This window comes from Mycolicibacterium moriokaense, from assembly GCF_010726085.1.
In the GTDB taxonomy this organism is placed as follows: Bacteria; Actinomycetota; Actinomycetes; order Mycobacteriales; family Mycobacteriaceae; genus Mycobacterium; species Mycobacterium moriokaense.
The window spans coordinates 1,477,088-1,500,358 of sequence record NZ_AP022560.1 but is presented as its reverse complement, the minus strand read 5'-3'; the positions used below and the strand labels follow the sequence as shown (position 1 = coordinate 1,500,358).

Here is a 23,271-nt window from a genome sequence, read left to right as displayed (position 1 = left end):
CCCATGGCAGCCATCGAGGCGGACTACCTCGTGGTGGGTGCGGGCGCGATGGGACTCGCATTCATCGACACGCTGGTCGCCGAGTCCGACGCCACCGTTGTGGTGGTCGATCGCAACGACCGGCCCGGGGGTCACTGGACCACCGCCTATCCGTTTGTGCGCCTTCATCAGCCGTCGGCCTACTACGGCGTGAACTCGCGACACCTCGGCAGCGACACCATCGACCGGACCGGCTTCAACGCGGGGTTCTACGAGTTGGCCAGCGGCGCAGAGGTGTGCGCGTACTTCGACGCCGTGATGCGCCACCAGTTGCTGCCGACCGACCGGGTGACGTACCTGCCGATGAGCGAGTATCTCGGCGACGGCCTGGTGCGCACGCTCGGTGGTGAACACATCGAGGTGTCCGCGCGGCGCCTCGTCACCACCCACGTCGAGATCATCGTGCCGTCGATGCGCAGTCCGTCCTACGCGGTCGCACCCGGTGTCGAGTGCGTGCCACCCAACGATCTGCCGCGTATCCGCGAGCTCCGCGATCGCTACGTGATCGTGGGTGCGGGCAAGACTGCGATGGACACATGCGTGTGGCTGCTGCGCCACGGTGTCGCGCCGGAGCGGCTGACGTGGATCAAACCGCGTGACTCCTGGATTCTGGACCGCGCAACGGTTCAGCCGGGATCGGAGTTCGCCAAGCGCGTACTGCGTGATTTCTCCAACCAGCTGAACGCGGTCATCGACGCGGAATCGCTGCCCGATCTGTTCGACCGGCTGGAGGCCAAGGGCTGCCTGATGCGGATCGACCGGTCGATCGTGCCGACGATGTACCGGTGCGCGATCCTCTCCCAGGGTGAACTCGAGCAGCTGCGCCGGATCGAGGATGTCCTGCGGATGGGCCACGTCGAGTCGATCGAGCCGGGGCGGATCACGCTCGAGGGAGGAACGCGCGACATCGAGGGCTCTGCTTTGTACATCGATTGCAGCGCAGACGGTTTCGCGCACGTCGAGCCGGCGACGGTGTTCACCGACGAGCGGATCGCATTGCAGGCGGTGCGCACGTGCCAGCCGGCGTTCAGCGCCGCGGTCATCGCCCACGTCGAAGCGACGTACCCCGACGACGAGACGCGCAACGCGTATTGCAATCCCGTGCCGTATCCGTCCGTACCCGCCGACTGGCTGCGCATGATGTTGGCGTTCAACAAGAATCAGGTGCACTGGTTCTCCGACCCGGACATGATGGCGTGGGTGGAGACGTCGCGGCTCAACGTGTTGCACCACGTGTCGGCGGGCGTCAGTGAGCGGGCTCGCGAGAAGATCATTTCGGTGCTGACGTCGCAGCTGCCCGCCGTCAACGAGAAGCTGGAAAAGCTACTGGCGCAAGCCTGATCTTCGTTGACTCTGCGCTGAGGGCGGGGTTTTTCGCGATTAGACGCCACAGACGCAGAGTCAACGGGCTAGGCGAGTGAGTCCACCCACGCCCGGTGCAGCGCCGCGTACCGACCCGACCCGCTGGCGATCAGATCGTCGGGCGCACCGTCCTCGACAATGCGGCCCTGCTCGAGCACCAGTACGCGATCGGCGACCTGCACGGTCGACAACCGGTGCGCGATCACGAGCGCGGTCCGGTCGGCCAGCACCGTCTCCAGCGCCCGCTGCACCATCCGCTCACTGGGGATGTCCAGCGACGACGTCGCCTCGTCGAGGATCAGCACCGCGGGATCGGCCAAGAACGCCCTGGCGAACGCGACCAGCTGCCGCTGACCCGCCGACAGCCGTCCACCGCGCTTGGCGACATCGGTGTCGTAGCCGTCGGGCAGCGTGTCGATGAACCGGTCTGCACCGACGGCCGCGGCCGCCGCGACGACCTCGGCGTCGGTGGCGTCCGGTCTGCCGAACCGAATGTTGTCGGCGACGGTGCCGTCGAACATGAAGTTCTCCTGCGTGACCATCACGACATGACGGCGCAGTTCGCTCTGCGTCAGGTCGCGCAGGTCGACACCGTCCAGCGTCACCGAACCCGACACCGGGTCATAGAAGCGGGCGATGAGTTTCGCGATCGTGGTCTTGCCGGCCCCGGTGGTGCCCACTAGCGCGACGGTCTGGCCCGCAGGCACCGCGAAGTTCAAGTCCGACAACACCGGTCGGCCCTCCACGTACGAGAACTGCACACTGTGGAAGGCGACGTCACCGCGCACCGTGTCGAGGTGAACGGGCTGACGCGGATCCTCGATGCCCGGCCGCTCGGCGAGCACGCCTGCGAGCTTCTCCAGCGCCGACGAGGCCGACTGGAACGTGTTGAAGAACTGCGAAATCTCCTGCATCGGTTCGAAGAACATCCGCAGATAGAGCAGGAACGCCGCCAGCGTGCCGATCGTCATCTCGCCGTGCAGCACACGATAGCCGCCGTAGAGCAGGACCACGCCGGTGGTGATGTTGCCGACCAGTTTCACACCGGGCATGAAGATCGCGAGCAACCGGAAGGTCTTCTCGTTGATCTCGCGGTAGTCGTCGGCGACGTCTTCGAAGATCTCCTGGTTGCGAGGCTCACGCCGGTATGCGTGCACCGCCTTGATGCCGGTCATCGTCTCGACGAACTGGACGATCACCAGCGCGGCGCTCTCGCGCACCTTGCGATAGACCCTGGTCGACTCGTTGCTGAACCACCACACCAGCGCCACCAGGATCGGGAACGCGCCGAGGCACATCAGGCCGAGCCGAACATCCAGCGTCACAAGCAGAATCGACGTTCCGACCAGGGTGAGCACCGCGGTGATCAGGCTGTCGAAACCCGTCTCCAGCATGTCCTGGATCGCTTCGACGTCATTGGTTGACCGGCTCACGACGCGGCCCGACGTGTATCGATCGTGGAACCTGATGTCGAGGCGCTGGAAGTGCCGGAACAGCCGGCGCCGCAACTCCAGCAGGACCTTCTGCCCGATGCGGCCCGACCGTCGCAGAAAGAACATCCGGCTCACAGCCTGCAGCAGCACCACCGCACCCAGCACTGCCACGATCGTCATCAGCGTTCGCGCCGAACCACCCTCGATGATCGGCGGGATGCCGCGGTCGATGCCGCGCTGCACCAGGATCGGAACGGAAAGGCGCGCAGCGTTTTCCACCACGACGACCAGCGCAAGCAACGCGACGGTGGCGCTGTACGGCCGCAGCAGCGAACCCAGCAGGGCGCGGGCCTCGCGACCGCGCGGCACGCTCTCGTCGATGGGCAGGTCGTCGGTCTGGTCCTCTTCGAACTTTCCGCGCCATTCGGTGGTCGTCATCGGCCTTCGGCCTCCGTGGTGACGAACCGCCGTGCCACGCGTTCGCGTTCCAGCGCTTCCTGCTCGTCGTAGGCCTGGTCGAGCCGCTGACGGTCCTCGTCCTCCTGCCAGTTGCAGGCGCGTTCGCAACCGTCGTCGAGTTCGTCGTCGGCGGCCAGCAGGTAACGGTATTGCGGGACGGTGGCGAGCAATTCGGCGTGCGTGCCGACGTGGGTGATGGCACCGCCGTCCAGCAGCGCGACCTTGTCGGCAAGCAGCACCGTCGATGCCCGATGCGCGACGACGATGCCGGTCACCGAGTGCAGCACCCGGCGCAGCGCCTCCTCCACGATGGCCTCGGTGTGCACATCCAGCGCGGACAGCGTGTCGTCGAGCACCAGGATCCGCGGCGCCGCGAGGATGGCGCGCGCGAGCGAAAGCCGTTGCCGCTGACCGCCGGACAGGCTCATCCCCTGCTCGCCGATGCGGGTGTCCAGGCCCCACGGAAGGTCGTAGACGAATCCGGCGGCGGCGATCTCGATGGCCTGGGCCATCTGCTCGTTGGTCGCCTCGGGCCGACCGAGCCGCAGGTTCTCGGCGACGGACATCGAGAACAGCGTGGGATCCTCGAACGCGGTGGCCACCGTCTCGCGCAGCGCAGGCAGCGACAGATCCCGAATGTCGGTGCCGTCGATGCGGATCGAGCCCTCGGTGACGTCGTAGAGCCGCGACAGCAGCGAGGCCAACACGGACTTGCCCGACCCGGTCGCGCCCACCAGCGCCAGCGTCTCCCCCGGTTCGACGGTGACGGTGACGTGCCGAAGGGCCCAGTCGTCGGGCTTCGCGTCCGGGAACCTGAACCCGACGTCGACGAGCTCCAGCCTGCCACCCTTGGGGGCTTCGCCCTTGGGTCCGTCGACGATATCCACTGGTGCATCGAAAATTTCGGCGATGCGGTTGGCGGCGGTGAACGACTCCTGCGTCATCGACAGCAGGAATCCCAGTGATGCGATCGGCCAGACCAGCGACAGCATCATCGTGATGAACGCGACCAGCGTTCCCATCGTCACGTGTCCCTCACCCGCGGCGTAGGCACCGAAGCCGAGCACCACCATCAGCGTCAGGTTGGGAATGACCTCGAGCAGCGTCCAGAACTTCGCGGACACCGACACCCTGTCGACCTGGGTCTCGTACAGGGCGGTGAGCTGCTCGTCGAACCGGTCGTAGACGTATTTCTCGCGGCCGAACGACTTCACCACCCGAAGGCCCAGCGCGGATTCCTCGACGTGGGTGGCGACGTGTCCCGCCTGGTCCTGTGCCAGTCGCGACAGCCGCACGTATTCGCGCTGGAAGTGCAGCACGGTCGCGGCGATCGGCACGATCGACAGCAGCACCACCACGCCGAGGGGCCAGTACATCACCAGAAGGATGCCTGTCACGACGGTGATCTGGATCGTGTTGAGCAACAGGAAGATCAGGCCGAAGGACATGAATCGGCGAATCGTGCCGAGGTCGTTCATGATTCGCGACAGCAGTTGGCCCGACGGCCAGCGGTCGTGGAACGACATCGGCAGGACCTGTAGTTGGGCGTAGAGGTCCTTGCGGATGTCGGCTTCGACGCCCATGGTGGCGCGCGATACCAGCCACCGCCGAATGAACCAGAGCACGGCTTCAGAGATCCCGACGCCCATTGCGGCGGCGCCAAGCAGCCACAGGCCCCGCTGGTCCTGATTGCGCACCGGACCGTCGATCACGGCCTTGGTCATCAACGGGATCGCCACCGTGGCAACGAGGCTCAACAGGGCGATCACGATCATCGCGATCCAGCGGACGCGGTACGGCATGAGGTAGGGCAGCATGCGCCACAGATCCGAGCTCGGCCTCGCACGCTTGGGCCGCGGCGCAATCGCAGGCGCCGCGCGTAGCGCGTTCAGCGAGTCGGTCATTTAGAACATCTTCCCATTGCGTGCAAGTGGATAACCTGCTGCAGGCACCGTAAAACCTCAACAATTCTTGAGGTCAATTGCTTCCGGGGAGGTGTCGCGGAACTACTACTGGTCGTCGCGATGCGTCTTCTGTAGTTCCTCTTCGGCCTGTTCCAGCGCATCCCGCGCGGCGCGTAGTCGGGCCAGCAGGTCGTCGGTCTCGTGTTCCTTGCGGTCGGACTCCCTGGCCTGTTCCATGGCGTTGAGCACGATGCCGATGAACAGGTTGAAGATCAGGAAGCTGGCCAGCAGCACGTAGCTGATGAAGTACAGGATGGTCCACTGCGAAACCTGTTGGCCCATCGCGACGTTGTCGGGGAAGTTCTCCAGGGTCAGCATCACGAACATCGTCAGCATCGCCTGCCCGACGTTGCCGTAGGACGCCGGATCGTGAGCCGAGAAGAGCACCCAGCCGCCCATCCCGTAAATGAAGATGAGCACGAAGGTCGCACCCGCCAGCGACGCGATGCCCGGCACGCTCTTACCCGCCGCCATCACGAGGAGACGCAGATCGGGCAGGAAACGGACAAGGCGCACGATGCGCAGCAGTCGCACGAGGCGCAGCAGCATCGCGTTCGCCCGCAGCGACGGTACGAACGATGCGACGACGACGATGAAGTCGAAGATGTTCCAACCGTCTTTGACGAACTCGCGGGGGTTCCACCGGTAGGCCGTCAGGCGGATCAGCAGCTCGACGACATAGATGCCGAGGATGACGTTGTAAATGGTGTTGAACAGGGATTCGTACCGACTCGCGATGTCGGCGTAGGTTCCCATGCCCAGCACGATCGCGTTGACGACGATGACCGCGACGATGGTGAGCTCGAACTTGCGATTCGAGATCAGCGCGCGACAGAGATCCGGGATCGAACGCGAGGTGGAGGCCGGCTCAGGTGCCCGTTCCGGCGGCGGGGCCCCGACGGAGTCGGGGGTTTTGACCGTCACCATATGTAGATAGCAGGCCGATCGCGCATGTGCTCGGTTACCGCACTACTTTTTTTGCGGCTGCGTCAAACAATTCCGAAATAGCCGATGACACCCGCCGCCGCCACCACAAGCAGCGGGTTGAGCTTGGTGGAGACGAAGATCGCGGTGCAGATCGCGGTGAGCAGGTAGGCCCGCCAGTCGTGGTCGGCCGTCCGGCTCATCACCAGCGAGGTGGCCATGATCAGTCCGACGGTCAGCGGTGCGAAGCCTTTTTCAACGGCGATCCGCCATTTCGAGTTCTGCGCCTTCTGCCAGAACAGCGTCACCGTGTACATCAGGGAGGCGGCCGGAACGATCATCGCGACCGTCGCGATGAGTCCGCCGAGGATCGCGCCGGGCACCCCGCCGACCGTCAGTCCGGCGCCGTATCCGACGAGGGTCACGATCAGGATGCTCGGACCCGGCGCGGTCTGCGAGATCGAGAAGACGTCGGCGAATTGGGCGTTGGTCAGCCAGTGATGCCCGGTGACCGCCTGGCGATGCATGTCGGGCAGCACCGCGTTGCCGCCGCCGATCGAAAGCAGCGACAGCGCCGCGAACATGCCGGCGATCTGGAGGTAGGTGCTCATTTCGCCTGTGCCGCAGGGCTTCTCGGCCACGCCCACCACAGCGAGAGCGGGGCGACGATCAACAGTGTGAGCGGCAGCGGCAGTCGCACGAGCCCGTTCAACACGAACGCCGCAAGGAAGAGCGCGATCGGCATCAGTCCCGTGAGGCATTTCCTGCCGGTCTGGATCACCATCGCCAGGGTCAGTGCGACGGCCGCGGCCGACGCGCCGTGCAGGACACCTTTGACCGCGGCCTGCTCCTTGAACCGGAAGTACAAAAACGCCATCACGAGGACGATGACGACGGGCACGAAGCACAGCCCGAACAGCGCAGCCAGCACGCCGGGCAGCCCGCGCATCTTGCTGCCCGCGAACACGGCCATGTTCACCTGGTTGGCGCCGGGCAGAATCCGGCACATCGTCATGGCGGAGAGGAACTCCTCCTCGCCGAGCCATTGCTTCTCGACGACGAGCACTTCGCGCGACCAGGCGGACAGCCCACCCCCGAACGAGGCCAGCGCGATGTGGTTGAACGTCCACGCCAGCTCGACCAGCGAGACCTTCTCGAGCGGCGGCTCGGGCTCACTCATGCATGAGTTCGTGGTCGTGCGGAAAGTCGTCCTCGTGGTGGTGCGCCGGCTGCAGCGGATCCGGCGGCTCGTAGTGGTGCGAACTCTCCCAGTCGGCGGCGAACACCTCCTTCAGGCGTGCCACCGTCGCCGCATCCGATATCTGTATTCCCAGCTCACGACGTAGGTCGAAGGCACTGCGGTCGATGTTCATCGAGCCGACCAGCGCACGCTCGTCGTCGACCAGCAGCAGCTTGGCGTGCACCCGCAGGTTCTTCTGCTTGTGCACCTTGACACCGAACCGGCGCAGGGTCCGCAGCGACGCGAACGTGTCGAGGATGTCCCATTCGCTGATGCCGTGCCTACCGCCGCAGAGCACGTGCACCTTCACCCCGCGGTCGGCGGCGGCCGCGATTCGCTCGAGAATGACGGCGTCGACGTATTTGGGGTGCTGGATATCGAGCCGGGTTGTCGCGGTGTCGATGAACTGCGCCATGTGATAGCGGGAGTTGGAATTGCTCCAGAGCAGACCCTCGTAGGCCGAGCACGTCCAGTCGAGCTCCTGCCAGTCGGCGTCGAACACCTCGACGATCTGCGCGACGTGCACGCGGTCGTGGGTGATCACACCGTAGTCACGGGTGAGCGTGAAGTACTTCGTGCAGAGGTTGAACGTGGCGACCAGTGCGGCCTGGTTGTCGACCACGATCGACTTCTCATGCGTCACATAGAACTTCGGGTTCGACCACCGCACGGCGATACCGGCGTCGGCGAATTTCTGGAACGTCTCGTCGTTGGCCCGGTCACCGCCCGAGCGCGCGGGGTTGAGCATGACCCGCACGTCGACACCCGCGTTGCGCCGTTCGATGACCGCGTCGATCAGGGTCTCTTCGGTGAAGGTGAACTGCTTGATCAGCAGTGAGCTCTGCGCCGAGGAGATGAATTCGCGCACCGGTTCCACACCGTCGTCGGGCTCGACGATCAACCGGGGTGGTGGCACTGGCACAAGTGTCGGATGCTAGCAGCGGACGAGTTTGCTCGCTTTGCTATCACGTGATCGTTTCGACGGGCGTGACCCAGCGGTGACAAGACCGCCGCAACGGCGAGACCACGGCACTTACGCGCCTGACGCATGTGGACGGCGCCATCAGGCAAGATTGTGACCATGGACAGTGGAGCAGCCTCACCCCGGGTGCTCGTGGTCGACGACGACCCCGACGTGCTCGCCTCTCTCGAGCGTGGACTACGGCTGTCCGGCTTCGATGTGTCCACCGCGATCGACGGCGCGGAGGCGCTGCGCAGCGCCACGGAGACCCGGCCCGACGCCATCGTGCTCGACATCAACATGCCGGTCCTCGACGGCGTCAGCGTGGTCACCGCGCTGCGGGCCATGGACAACGACGTGCCCGTCTGCGTGCTGTCCGCGCGCAGCTCGGTCGACGACCGCGTGGCGGGACTGGAAGCCGGCGCCGACGATTACCTGGTCAAACCGTTCGTGCTGCAGGAACTCGTCGCGCGCGTGAAGGCGCTGCTGCGCAGACGCGGGTCGACGGCCACGTTCTCGTCGGAGACCATCCAGGTCGGCCCGTTGGAGGTCGACATCCCCGGCCGTCGCGCCCGGGTCAACGGCGCCGACGTCGACCTCACCAAGCGCGAGTTCGATTTGCTCGCGGTGCTGGCCGAGCACAAGACCGCGGTGCTGTCGCGTGCTCAGCTGCTCGAGCTGGTGTGGGGTTACGACTTCGCCGCCGACACCAACGTCGTCGACGTGTTCATCGGGTACCTACGCCGCAAGCTCGAGGCCGGCGGTGCCCCCCGACTGCTGCACACCGTGCGGGGAGTGGGATTCGTCCTGAGGACGCAGTGAATCCATGAGTACGCCATGAGCCTGCTGACCCGGGTCTTCCGCAGGACTCCGTCACTCCGCCAGCGAGTGGCGTTCACCAGCGCGATCGCCGGGGCGATCGTGGTGGTCATCGCGGGCACCGTGGTCTGGTTCGGCATCACCGACGCGTGGAACGAGCGCCTTGACCGCCGCCTCGACGAGGCCGCGGGGTTCGCGATTCCGTTCCTGCCGCGGGGACTCGACGAGATCCCGAAGTCACCCAACGACCAGGACGCCGTTATCACGGTGCGCAAGGACGGTCAGGTGACGTCGAACTCCAAGATCGTCCTGCCGCAGCTGGAGCCGGGGTACGAGGACACCTACATCGACGGCGTGCGCTATCGGGTGCGCACGGTCGACATCCGGTATCCCGAACCGATGTCGGTGGCCGTCGGGGCGACGTACGAAGGGACCATCGCCGACATCAACAACCTGCACCGCCGGGTGATCATCATCTGCACGCTGGCGATCGGTGCGGCGACGGTCGGCGGCTGGGTGCTGGCGGCGTTCGCCGTGCGTCCGTTCAAACGGCTGGCTCAGCAGACCCGGCAGATCGAGGCGGGCGACGAGGATCCGGACATCGACGTCCGCGGCGCCACCGAAGCCGTGGAGATCGCGGAGGCGGTGCAGGGACTGGTCGAGCGGGTGTGGACCGAGCAGGAGAAGACCAAGGCCGCGTTGACGTCGGCCCGCGACTTCGCCTCGGTGTCGGCGCACGAGCTGCGGACGCCGCTGACGGCGATGCGGACCAACCTCGAGGTGCTCTCCACGCTGGATCTGCCCGAGGAGCAGCGCAAGGAGGTCGTCAACGACGTCATCCGCACGCAGTCGCGTATCGAGGCGACGCTTTCGGCGCTCGAGCGGCTGGCCCAGGGCGAGCTGACGACGGCCGACGACCACGTCCCGGTCGACATCACCGAGCTGCTGGATCGCGCGGCGCAAGATGCGATGCGGGTGTACCCGGATCTGGACGTCTCGCTGGTGCCCGCCCCGACGGTGATCATCGTCGGGCTGCCGGCAGGCCTGCGGTTGGCGGTCGACAACGCGATCGCCAACGCCGTCAAGCACGGCGGCGCGAAGCGGGTGCAGCTGTCGGCGGTCAGCTCGCGCGAGGGTGTTGAGATCGCGATCGACGACGACGGTGTCGGCGTTCCCGAGGACGAGCGCCGAGTCGTGTTCGACCGGTTCTCCCGCGGCTCGACCGCGTCGCACTCCGGCTCGGGCCTCGGTCTTGCGCTGGTCGCCCAGCAGGCCGAATTGCACGGCGGCACAGCGTCTCTGGAGCAGAGCCCGCTCGGCGGCGCCCGGCTGTTACTGAAGCTGCCCGGTCCCAGCTAAGTTCTGCTCGCGAGCAGACGCCAAAACCCCCGACACGCCGACAAAATGGGGGCGTTCACGTCTGTTCGCGGAAGGAACTAGCGCGTGCCCAGCAGGTCGATGACGAAGATCAGCGTCTTGCCGGACAACCGGTGCCCGCCGCCCGCCGGGCCGTAGGCCTGCTCCGGCGGGATGACGAGCTGGCGGCGGCCGCCGACCTTCATCCCGGGGATGCCGTCCTGCCAGCCCTGGATCAGACCGCGCAACGGGAACTCGATCGACTCGTTGCGGGCCCACGAGCTGTCGAACTCCTCGCCGGTGTCGTACTCGACCCCGACGTAGTGCACATCGACGGTGCCGCCGGGCACCGCCTCAGCACCGTCACCGACGACCAGGTCCTTGATGACCAGTTCGGCCGGGGCGGGTCCGTCGGGAAACTCGATCTCGGGCTTCTGCCCTGAAGTGGAAGTCACCGTACTCACCGTAGTCGGGCAGACTGGACCAATGGCGAAGGACCAAGACATTCTCAATCAGGTCAACGAACTGGTCGCAGAGGAGCAGCGCCTGCGGGAGCAGCTGCAGCACCGCGACATCGACGAGTCTGAGGAGCATCAGCGCCTGCGCGCCCTCGAAGTCCAGTTGGACCAGTGTTGGGACCTGCTGCGCCAGCGCCGGGCACTGCGAGAGACCGGCGGCGATCCCAGGGCCGCGAGCGTGCGCCCGCCCGACGAGGTCGAGGGCTACCTCAACTGAGCTCGTCGGCGACATATGACGTCGTCGTGGTCGGCGGCGGGCACAACGGGCTGGTCGCTGCGGCGTACCTGGCCCGCGCGGGACGCCGCGTGCAGGTGCTGGAGCGACTCGACCACGTCGGCGGTGCGGCCGTGTCGGCGCACGCCTTCGAGGGCGTCGACGCGCGGTTGTCCCGCTACTCCTATCTGGTGAGCCTGCTGCCCAGGCGCATCGTCGAGGACCTCGGCGCCCGGGTGCGGTTGGCGCGGCGGCGCTACTCCTCCTACACCCCCGACCCCGAGACCGGCGGCCGGACCGGACTGCTGATCGGCCCTTCGTCGACGTTCGGTGCGATCGGCGCGGACGCCGACGAGACGGGCTTCGACGAGTTCTACCAACGCGCGCGGGCGCTCACGTCGCGGTTGTGGCCGACCCTGCTGCAGCCGCTGTGCACCCGCTACGAGGCGCGCACTCAGGTGGGCGACGACGCCGCGTGGCGCTCGATCATCGACGAGCCGATCGGCCACGCCATCACCTCCGCGGTGTCCAACGACCTCGTGCGCGGAGTGATGGCCACCGACGCGCTGATCGGCACGTTCGCCCGACTCGACGACCCGTCGCTGACACAGAACATCTGCTTCCTCTACCACCTGCTCGGCGGTGGCACCGGCGACTGGGACGTCCCGATCGGCGGCATGGGCGCGGTCAGCGGCGCACTGGCCGCCGCCGCCACCGGACACGGCGCCGAAATCGCCTGCGGTGCAGATGTTTACCACATCGACCCGGACGGGCAGGTGTGCTACCGGCGCGACGGCCGGGAACACCGCGTGAACGCCACCCACGTGCTCGCGAACGTGACGCCGACGGTGCTGGCCGCACTGCTCGACGAGCCAGCACCCGACCAGGCACCGGGTGCGCAGGTGAAGGTCAACCTGATGTTGCGCAGGTTGCCCCGATTGCGCGACGAGACCGTCGGGCCGGAGCAGGCGTTCGGCGGGACGTTTCACATCAACGAGACCTACCGCCAGCTCGATACGGCCTACACCCGCGCCGACCACGGTGTGGTGCCCGATCCGCTGCCGTGCGAGATCTACTGTCACTCACTGACCGATCCCACCATCCTGTCCGACGAGCTGCGCGCCTCCGGCGCCCAGACGCTGACCGTGTTCGGCCTACACACTCCGCACTCGTTGATCAAGACGGGTGACCCCGGCCGGATGCGGGACACGTTGACCTCGGCAGTACTCAATTCGCTGAACTCCGTTCTGGCAGAGCCCATTCAGGATGTGCTGATGCAGGACGCGGCGGGCCGGCTGTGCATCGAGACGAAAACGACGGTGGATCTTGAACACGCGCTGGGTATGACGGCGGGCAACATCTTCCACGGTGCGCTGTCCTGGCCATTCGCCGAGGATGACGAGCCACTCGACACCCCGGCCAGACGGTGGGGCGTAGCCACCGACCACGATCGAATCCTGCTGTGCGGCTCCGGTTCCCGCCGCGGTGGCGCCGTATCGGGGATCGGCGGGCACAACGCGGCGATGGCGGTGCTGGAGAGCTCCCGCTAACCCGTTACGTCCGCAACTTTCGCAGAGTCTCCTGCAGCTGCTTCAGTTCCGCATCGCCCAACGCCGCGAACACGTCGGGCGCCGGATCGTCGATCTCTTCGATCTTCCGCACCACCGCGCGGCCCTGCTCGGTGAGCGACACGATCTTGTACCGCCGATTCGTCGGATCGATCTCGCGCACCACCAGTCCGCGGTTCTCCAGGTCGTTGACCGCCACCGTGGCCGCGGGCGCATCGATGGTCGCCGCGTGCGCCAGCTCCTTCACCGACATCGATTGCCGGCTCAACCGCTTGAGGATGCGAATCCTGCTGAACGGCAAGCCCGATTGCTCCACCACGGCCCGCTTCCAACTGTCGCGGTTGTCCATCACCACCGCAGCCATGGCGCGCCAGACCTCGTCGGCCAGCGGGTTAGATGACATCGGCGACCTCCCGTCGCACATCGGTTCCGGCAATCAGCGGCGCAAGACGATCAGCGGAACGCAGTGCGCGTGACGACGTCGAGTAGATCCCGAGCGCGGTGATCGTCAGCCCCAGCGCCGCGCAGATCAACCACAGCGGCCGCGCGGCCACGGCGAAGTCCGCACCCATCGTCGCCAGCGCCGCCCCTGCGACCGAACCACACAGCGCCACACCGAGACTCACGCCGACCTGCCGGCTGGTCGAAGCGATGGCCGACGCGGCCCCGGCCCGGTCCGTCGGCATACCGCTCACGGCCGCGGTGGTGATCGGCGCGTTGACGATCGAGAACCCGATACCGAACACCGCGAAGATCACGAGCAGCCGCCAAACCGGCGTCGTCGCTGTCAGACCCGCGAGCAGCACCGTCGACGCGGTGATCAGCACACCCGAGATGACGATCGACGGCCGGCCGCCGAATCGACCGACCATCCGGCCCGACAGCGGTGAGAAGACAAGTGCGCCTATAGCCACCGGCAGATAGATCAGCCCGGTCTTCATGGCCGAGAAGCCGCGCTCCTCCTGCAGGTACAGCGACATCATGAACAGGAACGCACCCCACGCGGCGAACGCACAGACCGCGATCATGGTCGCCGACGCGAACGGGACGCTGCGGAAGAACCGAAGATCGATGAACGGGTCGTGGCGCCGCGACTCGTAGATCAGGAAAGCCAGCAACGCGAGCACCGCGACGACCGCCACCGCGATCGTGCGCACGTCGCCCCACCCGAAGTTCGGCCCTTCGATGAGGACGTAGACGATGCCGAACAGGAAGGCCATGCCGAGGCCCTGGCCGACCGGGTCGATGTCGCGCATCGTGGCCGACTTGGATTCGGGGACGAAGATCGCCGTCAGCAGGATCGCGATCGCACAGATCGGCAGGTTGATCCAGAACACCGCGCGCCAGCTTGAGTACTCGATGAGCGTGCCGCCGACGATCGGGCCGATTGCCATCGAGATACCGACGACGCCACCCCAGATGCCGATCGCGCGGGCGCGCTCGACCCGGCCGGTGAAGACCTGGGTGATGATCGACATCGCGACCGGGTTCATCATCGAGCCGCCGACCGCCTGCAGGAATCGCGCCGCGATCAGTGTCTGGATGTTCGGCGCAAGGCTGCACATCAGCGAGCCGATCGCGAAGACCGTGAGACCGAGCTGGAACGTGCGCCGGCGGCCGAACCTGTCGGCGGCCGCACCAGCCAACAACAGCAGCGACGCCAGCACCAGCGTGTAGATGTCGACCACCCACTGCAGCTGCGACGCCGACGCGCCGAGATCCGCGCGGATGTTGGGAATGGCGACGTTGACGATCGTCGCGTCCATCGACACGATCAGCAGGCTCAGGCAGCAGGACACCAGGATGATGGCCTTGCGCCGACTGCTCATCGATCGGACGACGGTTTCATTCACACAACTATTGTGAAACTACAACTGTCCGGAGAGCAAGGCCGATTGCCAGTGAAATACCTCGCAGTGAAGCGCTCTAACGCGAGCCCTGTTCGACGTAGTCGCGCTCGGTGTAACCGGTGTAGATCTGGCGCGGCCGGCCGATCTTGCCGCTGCCCTCGTCGTGCATCTCACGCCAGTGCGCGATCCACCCGGGCAACCGACCCAGCGCGAACAGCACGGTGAACATGCGCGTCGGGAAGCCCATGGCCCGGTAGATCACACCGGTGTAGAAGTCGACGTTCGGGTAGAGCTTGCGCTCGATGAAGAAGTCGTCGGTCAGGGCGACCTCTTCGAGCGACTTCGCGATGTCCAGCAGTTCGTCGTCGCCGCCGAGCTTGCCCAGGATCTTGTCGGCCTGCTCCTTGACGATGCGCGCCCGCGGGTCGTAGTTCTTGTACACCCGGTGGCCGAAGCCCATCAGCTTGACGCCGTCCTCGCGATTCTTGACCTTCTTGACGAAGTCGTGCACGTCACCGTCGGCCAGCCGGATCTTCTCGAGCATCTCCAGCACCGCCTGGTTGGCGCCGCCGTGCAGCGGGCCCCACAGCGCGTTGATGCCGCCGGAGATCGACGTGAACAGGTTGGCCTGCGACGACCCGACGAGCCGCACCGTCGACGTCGAACAGTTCTGCTCGTGGTCGGCGTGCAGGATGAAAAGCATGTCCAGTGCCCGCACCAACTCCGGGTCGACCTCATAGGGCTCGGCGGGCAGACCGAACGTCATCCGCAGGAAGTTCTCCACGAGGCTCATCGAGTTGTCCGGGTACAGGAACGGTTGCCCGACGGACTTCTTGTACGCATACGCCGCGATCGTCGGCAGCTTCGCCAGCAGCCGGATCGTCGAGAGTTCGACCTGCTCGTCGTCGAAGGGGTCCAGCGAGTCCTGGTAGTAGGCGCTCAGCGCATTGACCGCGCTGGAGAGGACCGGCATCGGGTGCGCGTTGCGCGGGAACCCGTCGAAGAACCGCTTGAGGTCCTCGTGCAACAGAGTGTGCCGCTGAATCTGGGTGGTGAACTTGTCCAGCTGCTCGGCGGTGGGCAGCTCACCGTAGATCAGCAGGTAGCTGACCTCGATGAAGTTCGACTTCTCCGCCAGCTGCTCGATCGGGTAACCCCGGTACCGCAGGATCCCGGCGTCACCGTCGATGTAGGTGATGGCGCTCTTGGTCGAGGCGGTGTTGACGAATCCCTCGTCATAGGTGGTGTAGCCGGACTTGGCCAACAGCGAACCCAGTGCGACGCCGTCGGCACCTTCGGTCGCATGGACGACGTCCAATTCAAGCTCGCCACCTGGGTAGCTGAGGGTGGCGTGCTCGTCTTTTTCGGCCACTGGGATCCCTTCTACGTTGCAAGGAATGCGGGGTTGCCCTTCAAAAGGTAGTCCCATTCCAGCACTCGCGCCCGCGGGGGGGTTGCCAGTTCGTCACACCGCCTGCCGATTCCCCGCCGTGAGGCCGACGAACTCGACAAATGTCTCGCCCAGACGCTCGGTGACGTCGTCGATGGTGAGCTGGGATATGTCCCGGCCGTCGGAGGCCAGGTCCGTAAGCGCCGTCATGAGCAACGAACCCCAGATGGCGGCCACCAGCCTGGTGCGACGATCGCCGACCCCGACCCCCATCCGCCTGGCGAGCTCGGTCGTGATGTCGTTGGCGCGGTATTCCAACACCGCCTGTCGCAGCGTCTGCGACGACAAGATGATCCGAACGATGCACATCACCCGGTCCGCCGACAGCTCCCCTGCCGCGGTCTTGGCGGCCTCAACCATCGCGAGGTGAGCCCTCAGCAACGCCTCGAACTCGTTGAGTCCTTCTGGTTGTCGGGTCAATTCGACGGCAGCCTGGTCCAGCACCTCGTCGATCAGGGCCAGGGCGATGGCGTCCTTGGTGGGGAAGTACCGGCTGAACGTGCGTGGCGACACATCGGCGATCGCAGCGATCTGCTCGACGGTGGTGCGGTCGAACCCTTGGCGCTCGCACAGTTCGACGGCGGCATCGATGAGGGTTGCACGTGTCCGTTGCTTTTTGCGTTCTCGCAGGCCGAGTGAGGCCTCCCCCCTGATTTCAGGCACAAGTCGGATGCTAGCCAGCCAAGCTAAGAGCCCACTGAGAATGTGGCACCCTCCGACACTTGGCCCACTGCGTCAGACTTTGTCCGAGTCGGTCACCCGGTAGCGGATGAACGCGGGCGCCAACAGCGCGCAGGCCACCATGCCGACCACGACCAGTGCACCACCGCCGGCCGCGGCGACCGTGGTGCCGACGACCGCGGCGGTCGCCCCGTGCGCGGCGTCCCCCAGTCGCGGTCCCCCTGCGACGACCACCGTGAACACCCCCTGCAGCCTGCCGCGCAGGTCGTCGGACGCGGCCTGCTGCAGGATCGTCGACCGGAAGGCCGCAGACACCATGTCGGCGGCGCCACCGATCACCAGACAGGCCAACGCGATCCAGAGGAGGACACCAGCGGCGCCGTGTGCGAACCCGCTCGCCAGACCGAAGCCGATCATCGCGACACCCCACACGACGATCGCGCCGACGACGACCAGACCCTGGCGACGTATCGCCGGCAACCAACCGGAGAACACACCACCCGCGACGGCGCCCACCGACATCGCCGCGGCCAGCAGCGCCATCGTGAGGCCGCCCTCAACCGGTCCGCCGAAGCTCTCGTGCGCCATCTGCGGGAACAACGCGCGAGGCATTCCGAAGATCATGGCGATGAGGTCCACGACGAACGACATCAACACGACCTGATTGCCCGACAGGTAGCGAAAGCCGTCCAGCACCGCCCTCAGTCCGGCGCCCCCTCCCCCGGTGGGCGGCATGGACGCAAGGCGCAACGTCGCCCAGATCGGCGCGATGCACAAGATCGCGTCGATCAGATACAGCGTGGACAGGTCGACCCAGTGCAGCATCACCCCGGCCAGCAGTGGTCCGACGATCGCGCCGAACTGCATTACCGTCATGTTCAACGAGTTCGCCGCCGCCAGCTGATTGCCAGGCAACATTCGCGGGATCGCCGCGGCCCTGGTCGGTGAATTGATCGCGTAGAACGCCTGCTGCACCGACAAAAGACACAGCACCACCCAGACGTTGTTGAGGTCCAGCGCGGCCTGCAGCCACAGCAGCACCGACGCCAGCGCCAGCCCGACGGACGCGATGATCAACAGCACGCGGCGGTCCATCGCGTCGGCCCACGCCCCGCCCCAAAGTCCGAACAGGATCAGCGGAACGAGTGCGAACACCCCAGACAGCCCGACGTATGCGGAGCTCTGGGTGAGTGCGTACAGCTGCACCGGCACCGCGAAGATCGTCAGGTTGGCGCCGATGACGGTGACGGTGCCCGCCAGCCACAGCCGTCGGAAGTCCGGTGTGCGTAGGGGCGTGGTGTCCGCGAAGAGCCGCCCCTGTGACCGGGGAACCCAGCGGCGCACCTAGGGCTGCAGCCGCTCGATGCGGCTGTTGTGCACGGTCACCGGCAGCTCGGCATCGGTGACGACACGAATCCTGTTGTGCACCCGGTTCTCCCGGCCCTGCCAGAACTCGACGACTTCGGGCGCGATCAGGTATCCACCCCAGTTCGGGGGGACCGGAACTTCGTCATGGTCGGCGAATCGCTCTGTCACCTCGGCCAGCTGCTGAAGCAGAGCGGCGCGCGATGCTATCGGCTGGGACTGGTGGGACGCCCACGCGCCCAGCTGCGAACCGCGCGGACGTTTGGACCAGTAGTCGGCGGTCTCTTCGGCGGACACCTTGGTGACCGGGCCGCGCACGTGCACCTGCCTGCCGAGCAGGAACCAGGGAAACGTGGCGGAGGCGTAGGGCACCGCCGCCAGGTCCCTGCCCTTCGCGGAGTCGTAGTTGGTGAAGAAGGTGATGCCACGCTCGTCCACGCTCTTGCAGAGCACCGAACGGGTGGTCGGGCGGCCACGGGCGTCGACGGTGCCCACCACCATCGCGTTGGGTTCGGCGACCCCTGCCCGCTCGGCGTCGGCTAACCAGTTGCGCAGCAGCGCAACCCAGCCATCCGCGAGCCAATCGACATCGAGGTCGGGGCTGCCGTCCTTCTCCACCGAACCGTATTCCACCCGCATTCTGGCCAGGCGGTCGTCATCGCGAGATACCACGCGATCACGCTACGCCCCGCCGGGTGGTCGCCGAGGTGGGGCCGGGTGCGAGAATCTGCCCATGACTACGACGTCAGTGGTGCCCGAGGATTTCGTACCCGGACTGGAGGGCGTCGTCGCCTTCACCACCGAGATCGCAGAACCCGACAAGGATGGCGGCGCCCTGCGCTACCGCGGTGTGGACATCGAGGACCTGGTCAGTCAACGGGTCACCTTCGGTGATGTCTGGGCACTGCTCGTCGACGGCAGGTTCGGCGACGGGCTGCCGCCCGCGGAGCCGTTCCCCCTGCCGATCCACAGCGGTGACGTGCGCGTCGACGTGCAGGCCGGCCTGGCGATGCTGGCCCCGATCTGGGGTTACGCGCCGCTGCTGGACATCGACGACCAGACCGCGCGCGACCAGCTCGCCCGCGCGTCGGTGATGGCGCTTTCCTACGTCGCGCAGTCCGCGCGTGGCATCTACCAACCAGCAGTCCCCCAGCGCGTCGTCGACGAATGCTCCACCGTGACAGCACGTTTCATGACCCGCTGGCAGGGTGAGCCTGACCCGCGGCACATCGAGGCCATCGACGCCTACTGGGTGTCTGCCGCCGAGCACGGCATGAACGCGTCGACGTTCACCGCACGCGTGATCGCGTCGACGGGCGCGGATGTGGCGGCGGCGTTGTCGGGCGCGATCGGCGCGATGAGCGGCCCGCTGCACGGCGGCGCGCCGGCACGGGTGATCCCGATGATCGAGGAGGTCGAGAAGACCGGCGATGCGAGCGCGGTCGTCAAGGGCATCCTGGATCGCAAGGAAAAGCTCATGGGGTTCGGGCACCGCGTCTACCGGGCCGAGGACCCACGGGCACGCGTGCTGCGGGCCACCGCCAAACGGCTCGATGCTCCCCGTTACGAGGTGGCCGCCGCGCTGGAACAGGCCGCGCTCGCGGAGTTGCGCGAACGCCGCCCCGACCGCGCGATCGAGACCAACGTCGAGTTTTGGGCCGCGGTGATCCTGGACTTCGCGCAGGTGCCGACCAAGATGATGCCCGCGATGTTCACGTGCGGCCGGACGGCGGGCTGGTGCGCGCACATCCTCGAGCAGAAGCGGCTCGGCAAGCTGGTGCGTCCGGCGGCGATCTACGTGGGCCCCGAGCCGCGTAGTCCCGAGTCCGTCGAGGGTTGGGACCAAGTCAAACGGTCGTGAGGACGGCGACATACGCTTCGGCGGCAACGAGTTTCGCCGCTTTGGTGCACGACATACCGGTCGGCGCATGGGACAAGCCCGGTCTCGGCAACTGGGACGTCCGCGCATTGGTCGGGCATACGTCGCGCTCGCTGACCACCGTGAGCACCTACCTGCGAACCAAGGCCGAACGCGTGGACATCGCTACGCCGGAGGAGTACTACCTGCGGGTGACTCCGTCGGCGCTGGGCATCGACCCGGCGGACGTCGCCGAACGCGGCCGACAAGCCGGTATCGCCCTCGGCGAGGATCCGGCCGCCGCAGTCGATCAGCTGGTGGCCGGTGTACTGGGCGATCTCGCGGCCGTCGATGACGATCCGGTGATCGAGGTGATCGGCGGACTGGGTATTCGGCTGCACACCTACCTGCCAACCCGGATCTTCGAACTGGCGGTGCACGGCATGGATATCGCTCGAGCTCTCGACCTGGCGTTCGAGCCGCCGGCCGCGGTGCTCGCCGAGGCGCTGGACCTGGCGACGCGAACCGCGATGCTGACCGGACAGGGGCAGTCGGTGCTTCTCGCGCTGACCGGACGGTGTGCGCTACCGCCGAACTTCTCGGTGGTGTGATCCGCCGAGTTAGATACAACACGTGCGGCAGCCGAAATGAACCTAAACGCGGAGCCGTCCTTCTAAGGTGGGCGAGTGACCCAGATGGATCGCCGCAACCTGATGATGATGGCGGGCCTTGGTTTTTTGGCCGCCGCAATGCCCTTAGCCCCAGCTCAGGCCACCCCGGTGGATCGGGTGCCGAAACCGGAACAGCCGCCCAGCGGCGACCCGGGCGGCGGGTACATCTTCCAAGACGAGTTCGACGGTCCGGCGGGGTCGCCCCCCGATCGCTCGAAGTGGATCGTGCAGACGTGGCAGGACGACGTTTATCCGCCGGTCCAGGGGATTTACCGCGACGACCGCCGAAATGTGTTCCTGGATGGCAATTCCAACCTCGTCCTGCTCGCCACCCACGAAATGGGCACTTATTACGGCGGCAAGCTGCGTGGGATCTGGCGGAGCATGATCAACCAGACGTGGGAAGCGCGGATCAAACTCGACTGCCTGACCTCGGGCTGCTGGCCGGCGTTCTGGGCGGTCAACGAGGATCCGCTGCCCGATGGTGAAGTCGACATCTTCGAGTGGTACGGCAACGGCAAGTGGGCACCGGGGACAACGGTGCACGCCGCATCCAACGGCAAGACGTGGGAGGGCAAATCGATTCCCGGTCTCGTCGACAACGCCTGGCACACCTGGCGGATGCGTTGGGACGAGGACGGTTTCAAGTTCTGGCGCGATTACGTCGACGGCGCCGAACCGTACTTCAGCGTGCCGCCGAAGCCGATTCAGGTGTCGGGTAGGCCGGACGACTGGCGCTGGCCGTTCAACAACCCCGGCTATTGGATGCAGCCGATGTTCACCCTCGCGGTCGGCGGACCCGGCGGTGGCGATCCGGCGCTGGGTGTGTTCCCCGCGGCGATGCTCATCGATTACATCCGCGTCTGGTAGCTCAGCGCGTCGCCTTGATGACCTGAACCAGGTTGAACTGCCAGCGTTCTTGTAGCCGGTAGCCGGTGTCGCGGATCACCGCGAATGCGGGCGTGCCGCCGAAAAGTGGTCCTGGATCCATCAATTCGGCCTGCTCGTGGGCGGGCCGCGCCGGGTCGGCCTGGGTGATGATCCACAGGACGCGGCAGACGTTGAGCGGGCCCACCGACGCCTCCGGGATGAGGTTCGTGTCGAAGACGTCGTGACGATCGGTCGCTTTCTGCCACAGGCTGATGTCGACCACGTTGTCGTAGGCATCGGGCCGCGCCGCGAGCAGCGGGCGCATCGGGGCGGGCATGAACGTCACGGTGTCGTTCACCAGCAGGCACTCACCCGGCTCGCCTTTGGCGTTGGCGGCGATCAGGTCGGCCACCTGGCTGTAGTCCATCCCGTACTTGGCATACGGACTGCGTTGTACGAGTAGATAATTCGGCGCTGCGGCCGCCGCGAAGACGACCAGCACGGCTGCCGCCACCCACGGCCGCACGGCCAGCGCGCCGATGCACACGCCCAGTACCAGTGCCATCGCAGGTGCGGTGAAGCACAGGTAGCGGGGCGTATATATCGGATGGACCACGGCCGAGTAGCCGAGGATCGACGCGGTGGGGACGACCAGCCACGCGGTCGCCAGGGTCAACAGCTGACGGTCCGACGTGCTCAGGTGCGCAGATGTGAAGCGCCACAAGACAACCGCCGTCAGCGCGACGCAGACCGACACGATCAGGAACCACGGGCTTCGTTCGAAGTACTGCTGGACGGCCACGTCCTCGACCGTTCTGCCGCCGACGGGTGAGATCCAGACGATCTGGTGCGCTTGGCCGACGACCAGCCAGAGGAACGGCGCGGCCGCAGCGCAGGTGCCCGCCGCGGCGATGACGAACCGCACGATGACAGCGCGACCGGGCCGATTGACGCACAAGTAAATCGCGTGTGCGCCGAACATCAGCGCGAGGTAGATGTCGAGCAGAATCGACGTCACCATCGCGACGCTGTACCAGAGCCAAATCCACTCGCTGTCGCGGCGCACCGCGTAGACGAACAGCACGCACGTCCACGCGGCGGCCAGCATCGTCAGCGCATACGGCCGCGCTTCGATGCCCGCCCACGTCGCGCGGGGCAGAATCGCGCAGATGACACCGGCGCTGAGTGCGACGGTGCGCGACGAAAACTGTTTCCCCAGCACCACGACACCCGCCGCGGCGCCCCCGACCGCGAGGGCGCTCGGCACGCGGGACCAGAACTCCGTGGGTGGAAAGACGCTGAACCACACGTGCATCAGCAGGTAGTAGAGGCCGTGGACGGCGTCGACGTTGCCGACCATCTGCCACAGCTGACTGAGGGTGCGACTGTACGACGCCGAGATCGTCGCGGCCTCGTCGTACCAGAACGATGGGCGGCCGGCCCCGAGCAGGCTGACGGCGGCGGCGAAGACTCCCACGATGAGGGGGTCGAGCGCGACCACCCGCGGTCTCGTCAGGACCTCCAGCCCAGGCACGTCGCTATGTTGCCAGACGCGCGGCGGCGATTTCGGCGTGCTACGTCTCGCTCAGCGTGACTGCGCACGCCAAAGTCTTGTCGGTGACCGGTGATTGCATGGGGTCAGTGCGATGAGTTTGGTCCGCCAGACGAG

General features: G+C 66.3%; 22 protein-coding genes. 8 read left to right on the top strand and 14 right to left on the bottom strand.

Features of this window, described 5'->3' with window-relative positions; translation table 11 throughout:
- The first annotated feature begins 3 nt into the window (after positions 1 to 3).
- A complete protein-coding gene (locus G6N43_RS07360) occupies positions 4 to 1,380 on the top strand; it encodes an NAD(P)-binding protein (RefSeq protein WP_083149141.1) in 1,377 nt (458 codons plus the stop codon).
- Positions 1,381 to 1,448: 68 nt separating this feature from the next.
- Here G6N43_RS07360 and G6N43_RS07355 read toward each other — a convergent pair whose 3' ends face one another.
- From G6N43_RS07355 to G6N43_RS07330, 6 genes are all read right to left on the bottom strand, one after another.
- A complete protein-coding gene (locus G6N43_RS07355; RefSeq protein ID WP_083149142.1) occupies positions 1,449 to 3,272 on the bottom strand; it encodes an ABC transporter ATP-binding protein in 1,824 nt (607 codons plus the stop codon).
- Positions 3,269 to 5,197: an ABC transporter ATP-binding protein gene (locus G6N43_RS07350; protein WP_083149143.1), complete on the bottom strand. Its 1,929-nt coding sequence runs from the start codon at positions 5,195 to 5,197 to the stop codon at positions 3,269 to 3,271. The genes G6N43_RS07355 and G6N43_RS07350 overlap by 4 nt, the downstream gene beginning before the upstream one ends.
- A gap of 105 nt (positions 5,198 to 5,302) precedes the next feature.
- Positions 5,303 to 6,184: an ion transporter gene (locus G6N43_RS07345; protein WP_244960514.1), complete on the bottom strand. Its 882-nt coding sequence runs from the start codon at positions 6,182 to 6,184 to the stop codon at positions 5,303 to 5,305.
- A 62-nt stretch (positions 6,185 to 6,246) separates the two neighbouring features.
- The gene (locus G6N43_RS07340; protein WP_083149218.1) at positions 6,247 to 6,792 is read right to left on the bottom strand and encodes a chromate transporter; all 546 of its coding nucleotides are present in this window, start codon (positions 6,790 to 6,792) and stop codon (positions 6,247 to 6,249) included.
- Positions 6,789 to 7,361: a chromate transporter gene (locus G6N43_RS07335; RefSeq protein ID WP_083149144.1), complete on the bottom strand. Its 573-nt coding sequence runs from the start codon at positions 7,359 to 7,361 to the stop codon at positions 6,789 to 6,791. The genes G6N43_RS07340 and G6N43_RS07335 overlap by 4 nt, the downstream gene beginning before the upstream one ends.
- The gene (locus tag G6N43_RS07330) at positions 7,354 to 8,343 is read right to left on the bottom strand and encodes a phospholipase D-like domain-containing protein (protein ID WP_083149145.1); all 990 of its coding nucleotides are present in this window, start codon (positions 8,341 to 8,343) and stop codon (positions 7,354 to 7,356) included. The genes G6N43_RS07335 and G6N43_RS07330 overlap by 8 nt, the downstream gene beginning before the upstream one ends.
- A gap of 159 nt (positions 8,344 to 8,502) precedes the next feature.
- On the opposite strand from G6N43_RS07330, the gene G6N43_RS07325 reads away from it, so the two are divergent.
- Positions 8,503 to 9,204 (top strand): response regulator transcription factor, encoded by a 702-nt coding sequence (locus G6N43_RS07325; RefSeq protein WP_083149219.1) that lies wholly within the window; start codon positions 8,503 to 8,505, stop codon positions 9,202 to 9,204.
- A gap of 15 nt (positions 9,205 to 9,219) precedes the next feature.
- Entirely contained in the window at positions 9,220 to 10,560 is a 1,341-nt protein-coding gene (locus tag G6N43_RS07320) for a HAMP domain-containing sensor histidine kinase (protein ID WP_083149146.1), read from the top strand.
- A 77-nt stretch (positions 10,561 to 10,637) separates the two neighbouring features.
- Here the strand turns inward: G6N43_RS07320 and G6N43_RS07315 are convergent, their stop codons facing one another.
- Complete coding sequence (locus G6N43_RS07315; RefSeq protein WP_179967982.1) at positions 10,638 to 11,021, bottom strand: FKBP-type peptidyl-prolyl cis-trans isomerase; 384 nt, start codon at positions 11,019 to 11,021, stop codon at positions 10,638 to 10,640.
- A 22-nt stretch (positions 11,022 to 11,043) separates the two neighbouring features.
- Here G6N43_RS07315 and G6N43_RS07310 point away from each other — a divergent pair, with 22 nt between their 5' ends.
- Entirely contained in the window at positions 11,044 to 11,292 is a 249-nt protein-coding gene (locus G6N43_RS07310) for a DUF2630 family protein (RefSeq protein WP_083149148.1), read from the top strand.
- A gap of 26 nt (positions 11,293 to 11,318) precedes the next feature.
- Positions 11,319 to 12,839 carry a phytoene desaturase family protein gene (locus G6N43_RS07305; RefSeq protein ID WP_234809977.1) on the top strand — a complete coding sequence of 507 codons (1,521 nt, stop codon included), beginning with the start codon at positions 11,319 to 11,321 and terminating at the stop codon, positions 12,837 to 12,839.
- Between the two features lie 4 nt (positions 12,840 to 12,843).
- Here the strand turns inward: G6N43_RS07305 and G6N43_RS07300 are convergent, their stop codons facing one another.
- The 6 genes from G6N43_RS07300 to pdxH all read right to left on the bottom strand — a co-directional run bounded on the left by G6N43_RS07300 (position 12,844) and on the right by pdxH (position 18,842).
- The gene (locus G6N43_RS07300; RefSeq protein WP_083149149.1) at positions 12,844 to 13,260 is read right to left on the bottom strand and encodes a MarR family winged helix-turn-helix transcriptional regulator; all 417 of its coding nucleotides are present in this window, start codon (positions 13,258 to 13,260) and stop codon (positions 12,844 to 12,846) included.
- Positions 13,250 to 14,686, bottom strand: a complete 1,437-nt coding sequence (locus tag G6N43_RS07295) for an MFS transporter (RefSeq protein WP_083149150.1) — start codon at positions 14,684 to 14,686, stop codon at positions 13,250 to 13,252. Before G6N43_RS07295 ends, G6N43_RS07300 begins: the two co-directional genes overlap by 11 nt.
- Before the next feature lie 97 nt (positions 14,687 to 14,783).
- Positions 14,784 to 16,079 carry a citrate synthase gene (locus G6N43_RS07290; protein ID WP_083149151.1) on the bottom strand — a complete coding sequence of 432 codons (1,296 nt, stop codon included), beginning with the start codon at positions 16,077 to 16,079 and terminating at the stop codon, positions 14,784 to 14,786.
- A gap of 93 nt (positions 16,080 to 16,172) precedes the next feature.
- Positions 16,173 to 16,820, bottom strand: coding sequence for a TetR/AcrR family transcriptional regulator (locus tag G6N43_RS07285; RefSeq protein WP_083149152.1), 648 nt, complete (start codon positions 16,818 to 16,820; stop codon positions 16,173 to 16,175).
- A gap of 72 nt (positions 16,821 to 16,892) precedes the next feature.
- Positions 16,893 to 18,182: an MFS transporter gene (locus G6N43_RS07280; RefSeq protein WP_083149153.1), complete on the bottom strand. Its 1,290-nt coding sequence runs from the start codon at positions 18,180 to 18,182 to the stop codon at positions 16,893 to 16,895.
- Positions 18,183 to 18,842, bottom strand: a complete 660-nt coding sequence (pdxH, locus tag G6N43_RS07275; RefSeq protein ID WP_083149154.1) for a pyridoxamine 5'-phosphate oxidase — start codon at positions 18,840 to 18,842, stop codon at positions 18,183 to 18,185. It abuts the gene before it with no gap.
- Between the two features lie 94 nt (positions 18,843 to 18,936).
- On the opposite strand from pdxH, the gene G6N43_RS07270 reads away from it, so the two are divergent.
- The 3 genes from G6N43_RS07270 (at position 18,937) to G6N43_RS07260 (ending at position 21,602) form a co-directional block, all read left to right on the top strand.
- Positions 18,937 to 20,064: a citrate synthase 2 gene (locus tag G6N43_RS07270; protein ID WP_083149155.1), complete on the top strand. Its 1,128-nt coding sequence runs from the start codon at positions 18,937 to 18,939 to the stop codon at positions 20,062 to 20,064.
- Complete coding sequence (locus tag G6N43_RS07265; protein ID WP_083149156.1) at positions 20,061 to 20,672, top strand: maleylpyruvate isomerase family mycothiol-dependent enzyme; 612 nt, start codon at positions 20,061 to 20,063, stop codon at positions 20,670 to 20,672. Before G6N43_RS07270 ends, G6N43_RS07265 begins: the two co-directional genes overlap by 4 nt.
- Before the next feature lie 84 nt (positions 20,673 to 20,756).
- Positions 20,757 to 21,602 carry a glycoside hydrolase family 16 protein gene (locus G6N43_RS07260; protein ID WP_083149157.1) on the top strand — a complete coding sequence of 282 codons (846 nt, stop codon included), beginning with the start codon at positions 20,757 to 20,759 and terminating at the stop codon, positions 21,600 to 21,602.
- 1 nt (position 21,603) lies between these two features.
- On the opposite strand, the gene G6N43_RS07255 is transcribed toward G6N43_RS07260, so the two are convergent.
- Entirely contained in the window at positions 21,604 to 23,136 is a 1,533-nt protein-coding gene (locus tag G6N43_RS07255) for a glycosyltransferase family 39 protein (protein ID WP_083149158.1), read from the bottom strand.
- Between the last annotated feature and the right edge of the window lie 135 nt (positions 23,137 to 23,271).

Coding starts and splice junctions, on each gene's coding strand:
- G6N43_RS07360 (WP_083149141.1), top strand. CDS start 4: ATGGCAGCCATCGAGGCGGACTACCTCGTGGTGGGTGCGGGCGCGATG.
- G6N43_RS07355 (WP_083149142.1), bottom strand. CDS start 3,272: ATGACGACCACCGAATGGCGCGGAAAGTTCGAAGAGGACCAGACCGAC.
- G6N43_RS07350 (WP_083149143.1), bottom strand. CDS start 5,197: ATGACCGACTCGCTGAACGCGCTACGCGCGGCGCCTGCGATTGCGCCG.
- G6N43_RS07345 (WP_244960514.1), bottom strand. CDS start 6,184: ATGGTGACGGTCAAAACCCCCGACTCCGTCGGGGCCCCGCCGCCGGAA.
- G6N43_RS07340 (WP_083149218.1), bottom strand. CDS start 6,792: ATGAGCACCTACCTCCAGATCGCCGGCATGTTCGCGGCGCTGTCGCTG.
- G6N43_RS07335 (WP_083149144.1), bottom strand. CDS start 7,361: ATGAGTGAGCCCGAGCCGCCGCTCGAGAAGGTCTCGCTGGTCGAGCTG.
- G6N43_RS07325 (WP_083149219.1), top strand. CDS start 8,503: ATGGACAGTGGAGCAGCCTCACCCCGGGTGCTCGTGGTCGACGACGAC.
- G6N43_RS07320 (WP_083149146.1), top strand. CDS start 9,220: ATGAGCCTGCTGACCCGGGTCTTCCGCAGGACTCCGTCACTCCGCCAG.
- G6N43_RS07310 (WP_083149148.1), top strand. CDS start 11,044: ATGGCGAAGGACCAAGACATTCTCAATCAGGTCAACGAACTGGTCGCA.
- G6N43_RS07300 (WP_083149149.1), bottom strand. CDS start 13,260: ATGTCATCTAACCCGCTGGCCGACGAGGTCTGGCGCGCCATGGCTGCG.
- G6N43_RS07295 (WP_083149150.1), bottom strand. CDS start 14,686: ATGAGCAGTCGGCGCAAGGCCATCATCCTGGTGTCCTGCTGCCTGAGC.
- pdxH (WP_083149154.1), bottom strand. CDS start 18,842: ATGCGGGTGGAATACGGTTCGGTGGAGAAGGACGGCAGCCCCGACCTC.
- G6N43_RS07270 (WP_083149155.1), top strand. CDS start 18,937: ATGACTACGACGTCAGTGGTGCCCGAGGATTTCGTACCCGGACTGGAG.
- G6N43_RS07260 (WP_083149157.1), top strand. CDS start 20,757: ATGGATCGCCGCAACCTGATGATGATGGCGGGCCTTGGTTTTTTGGCC.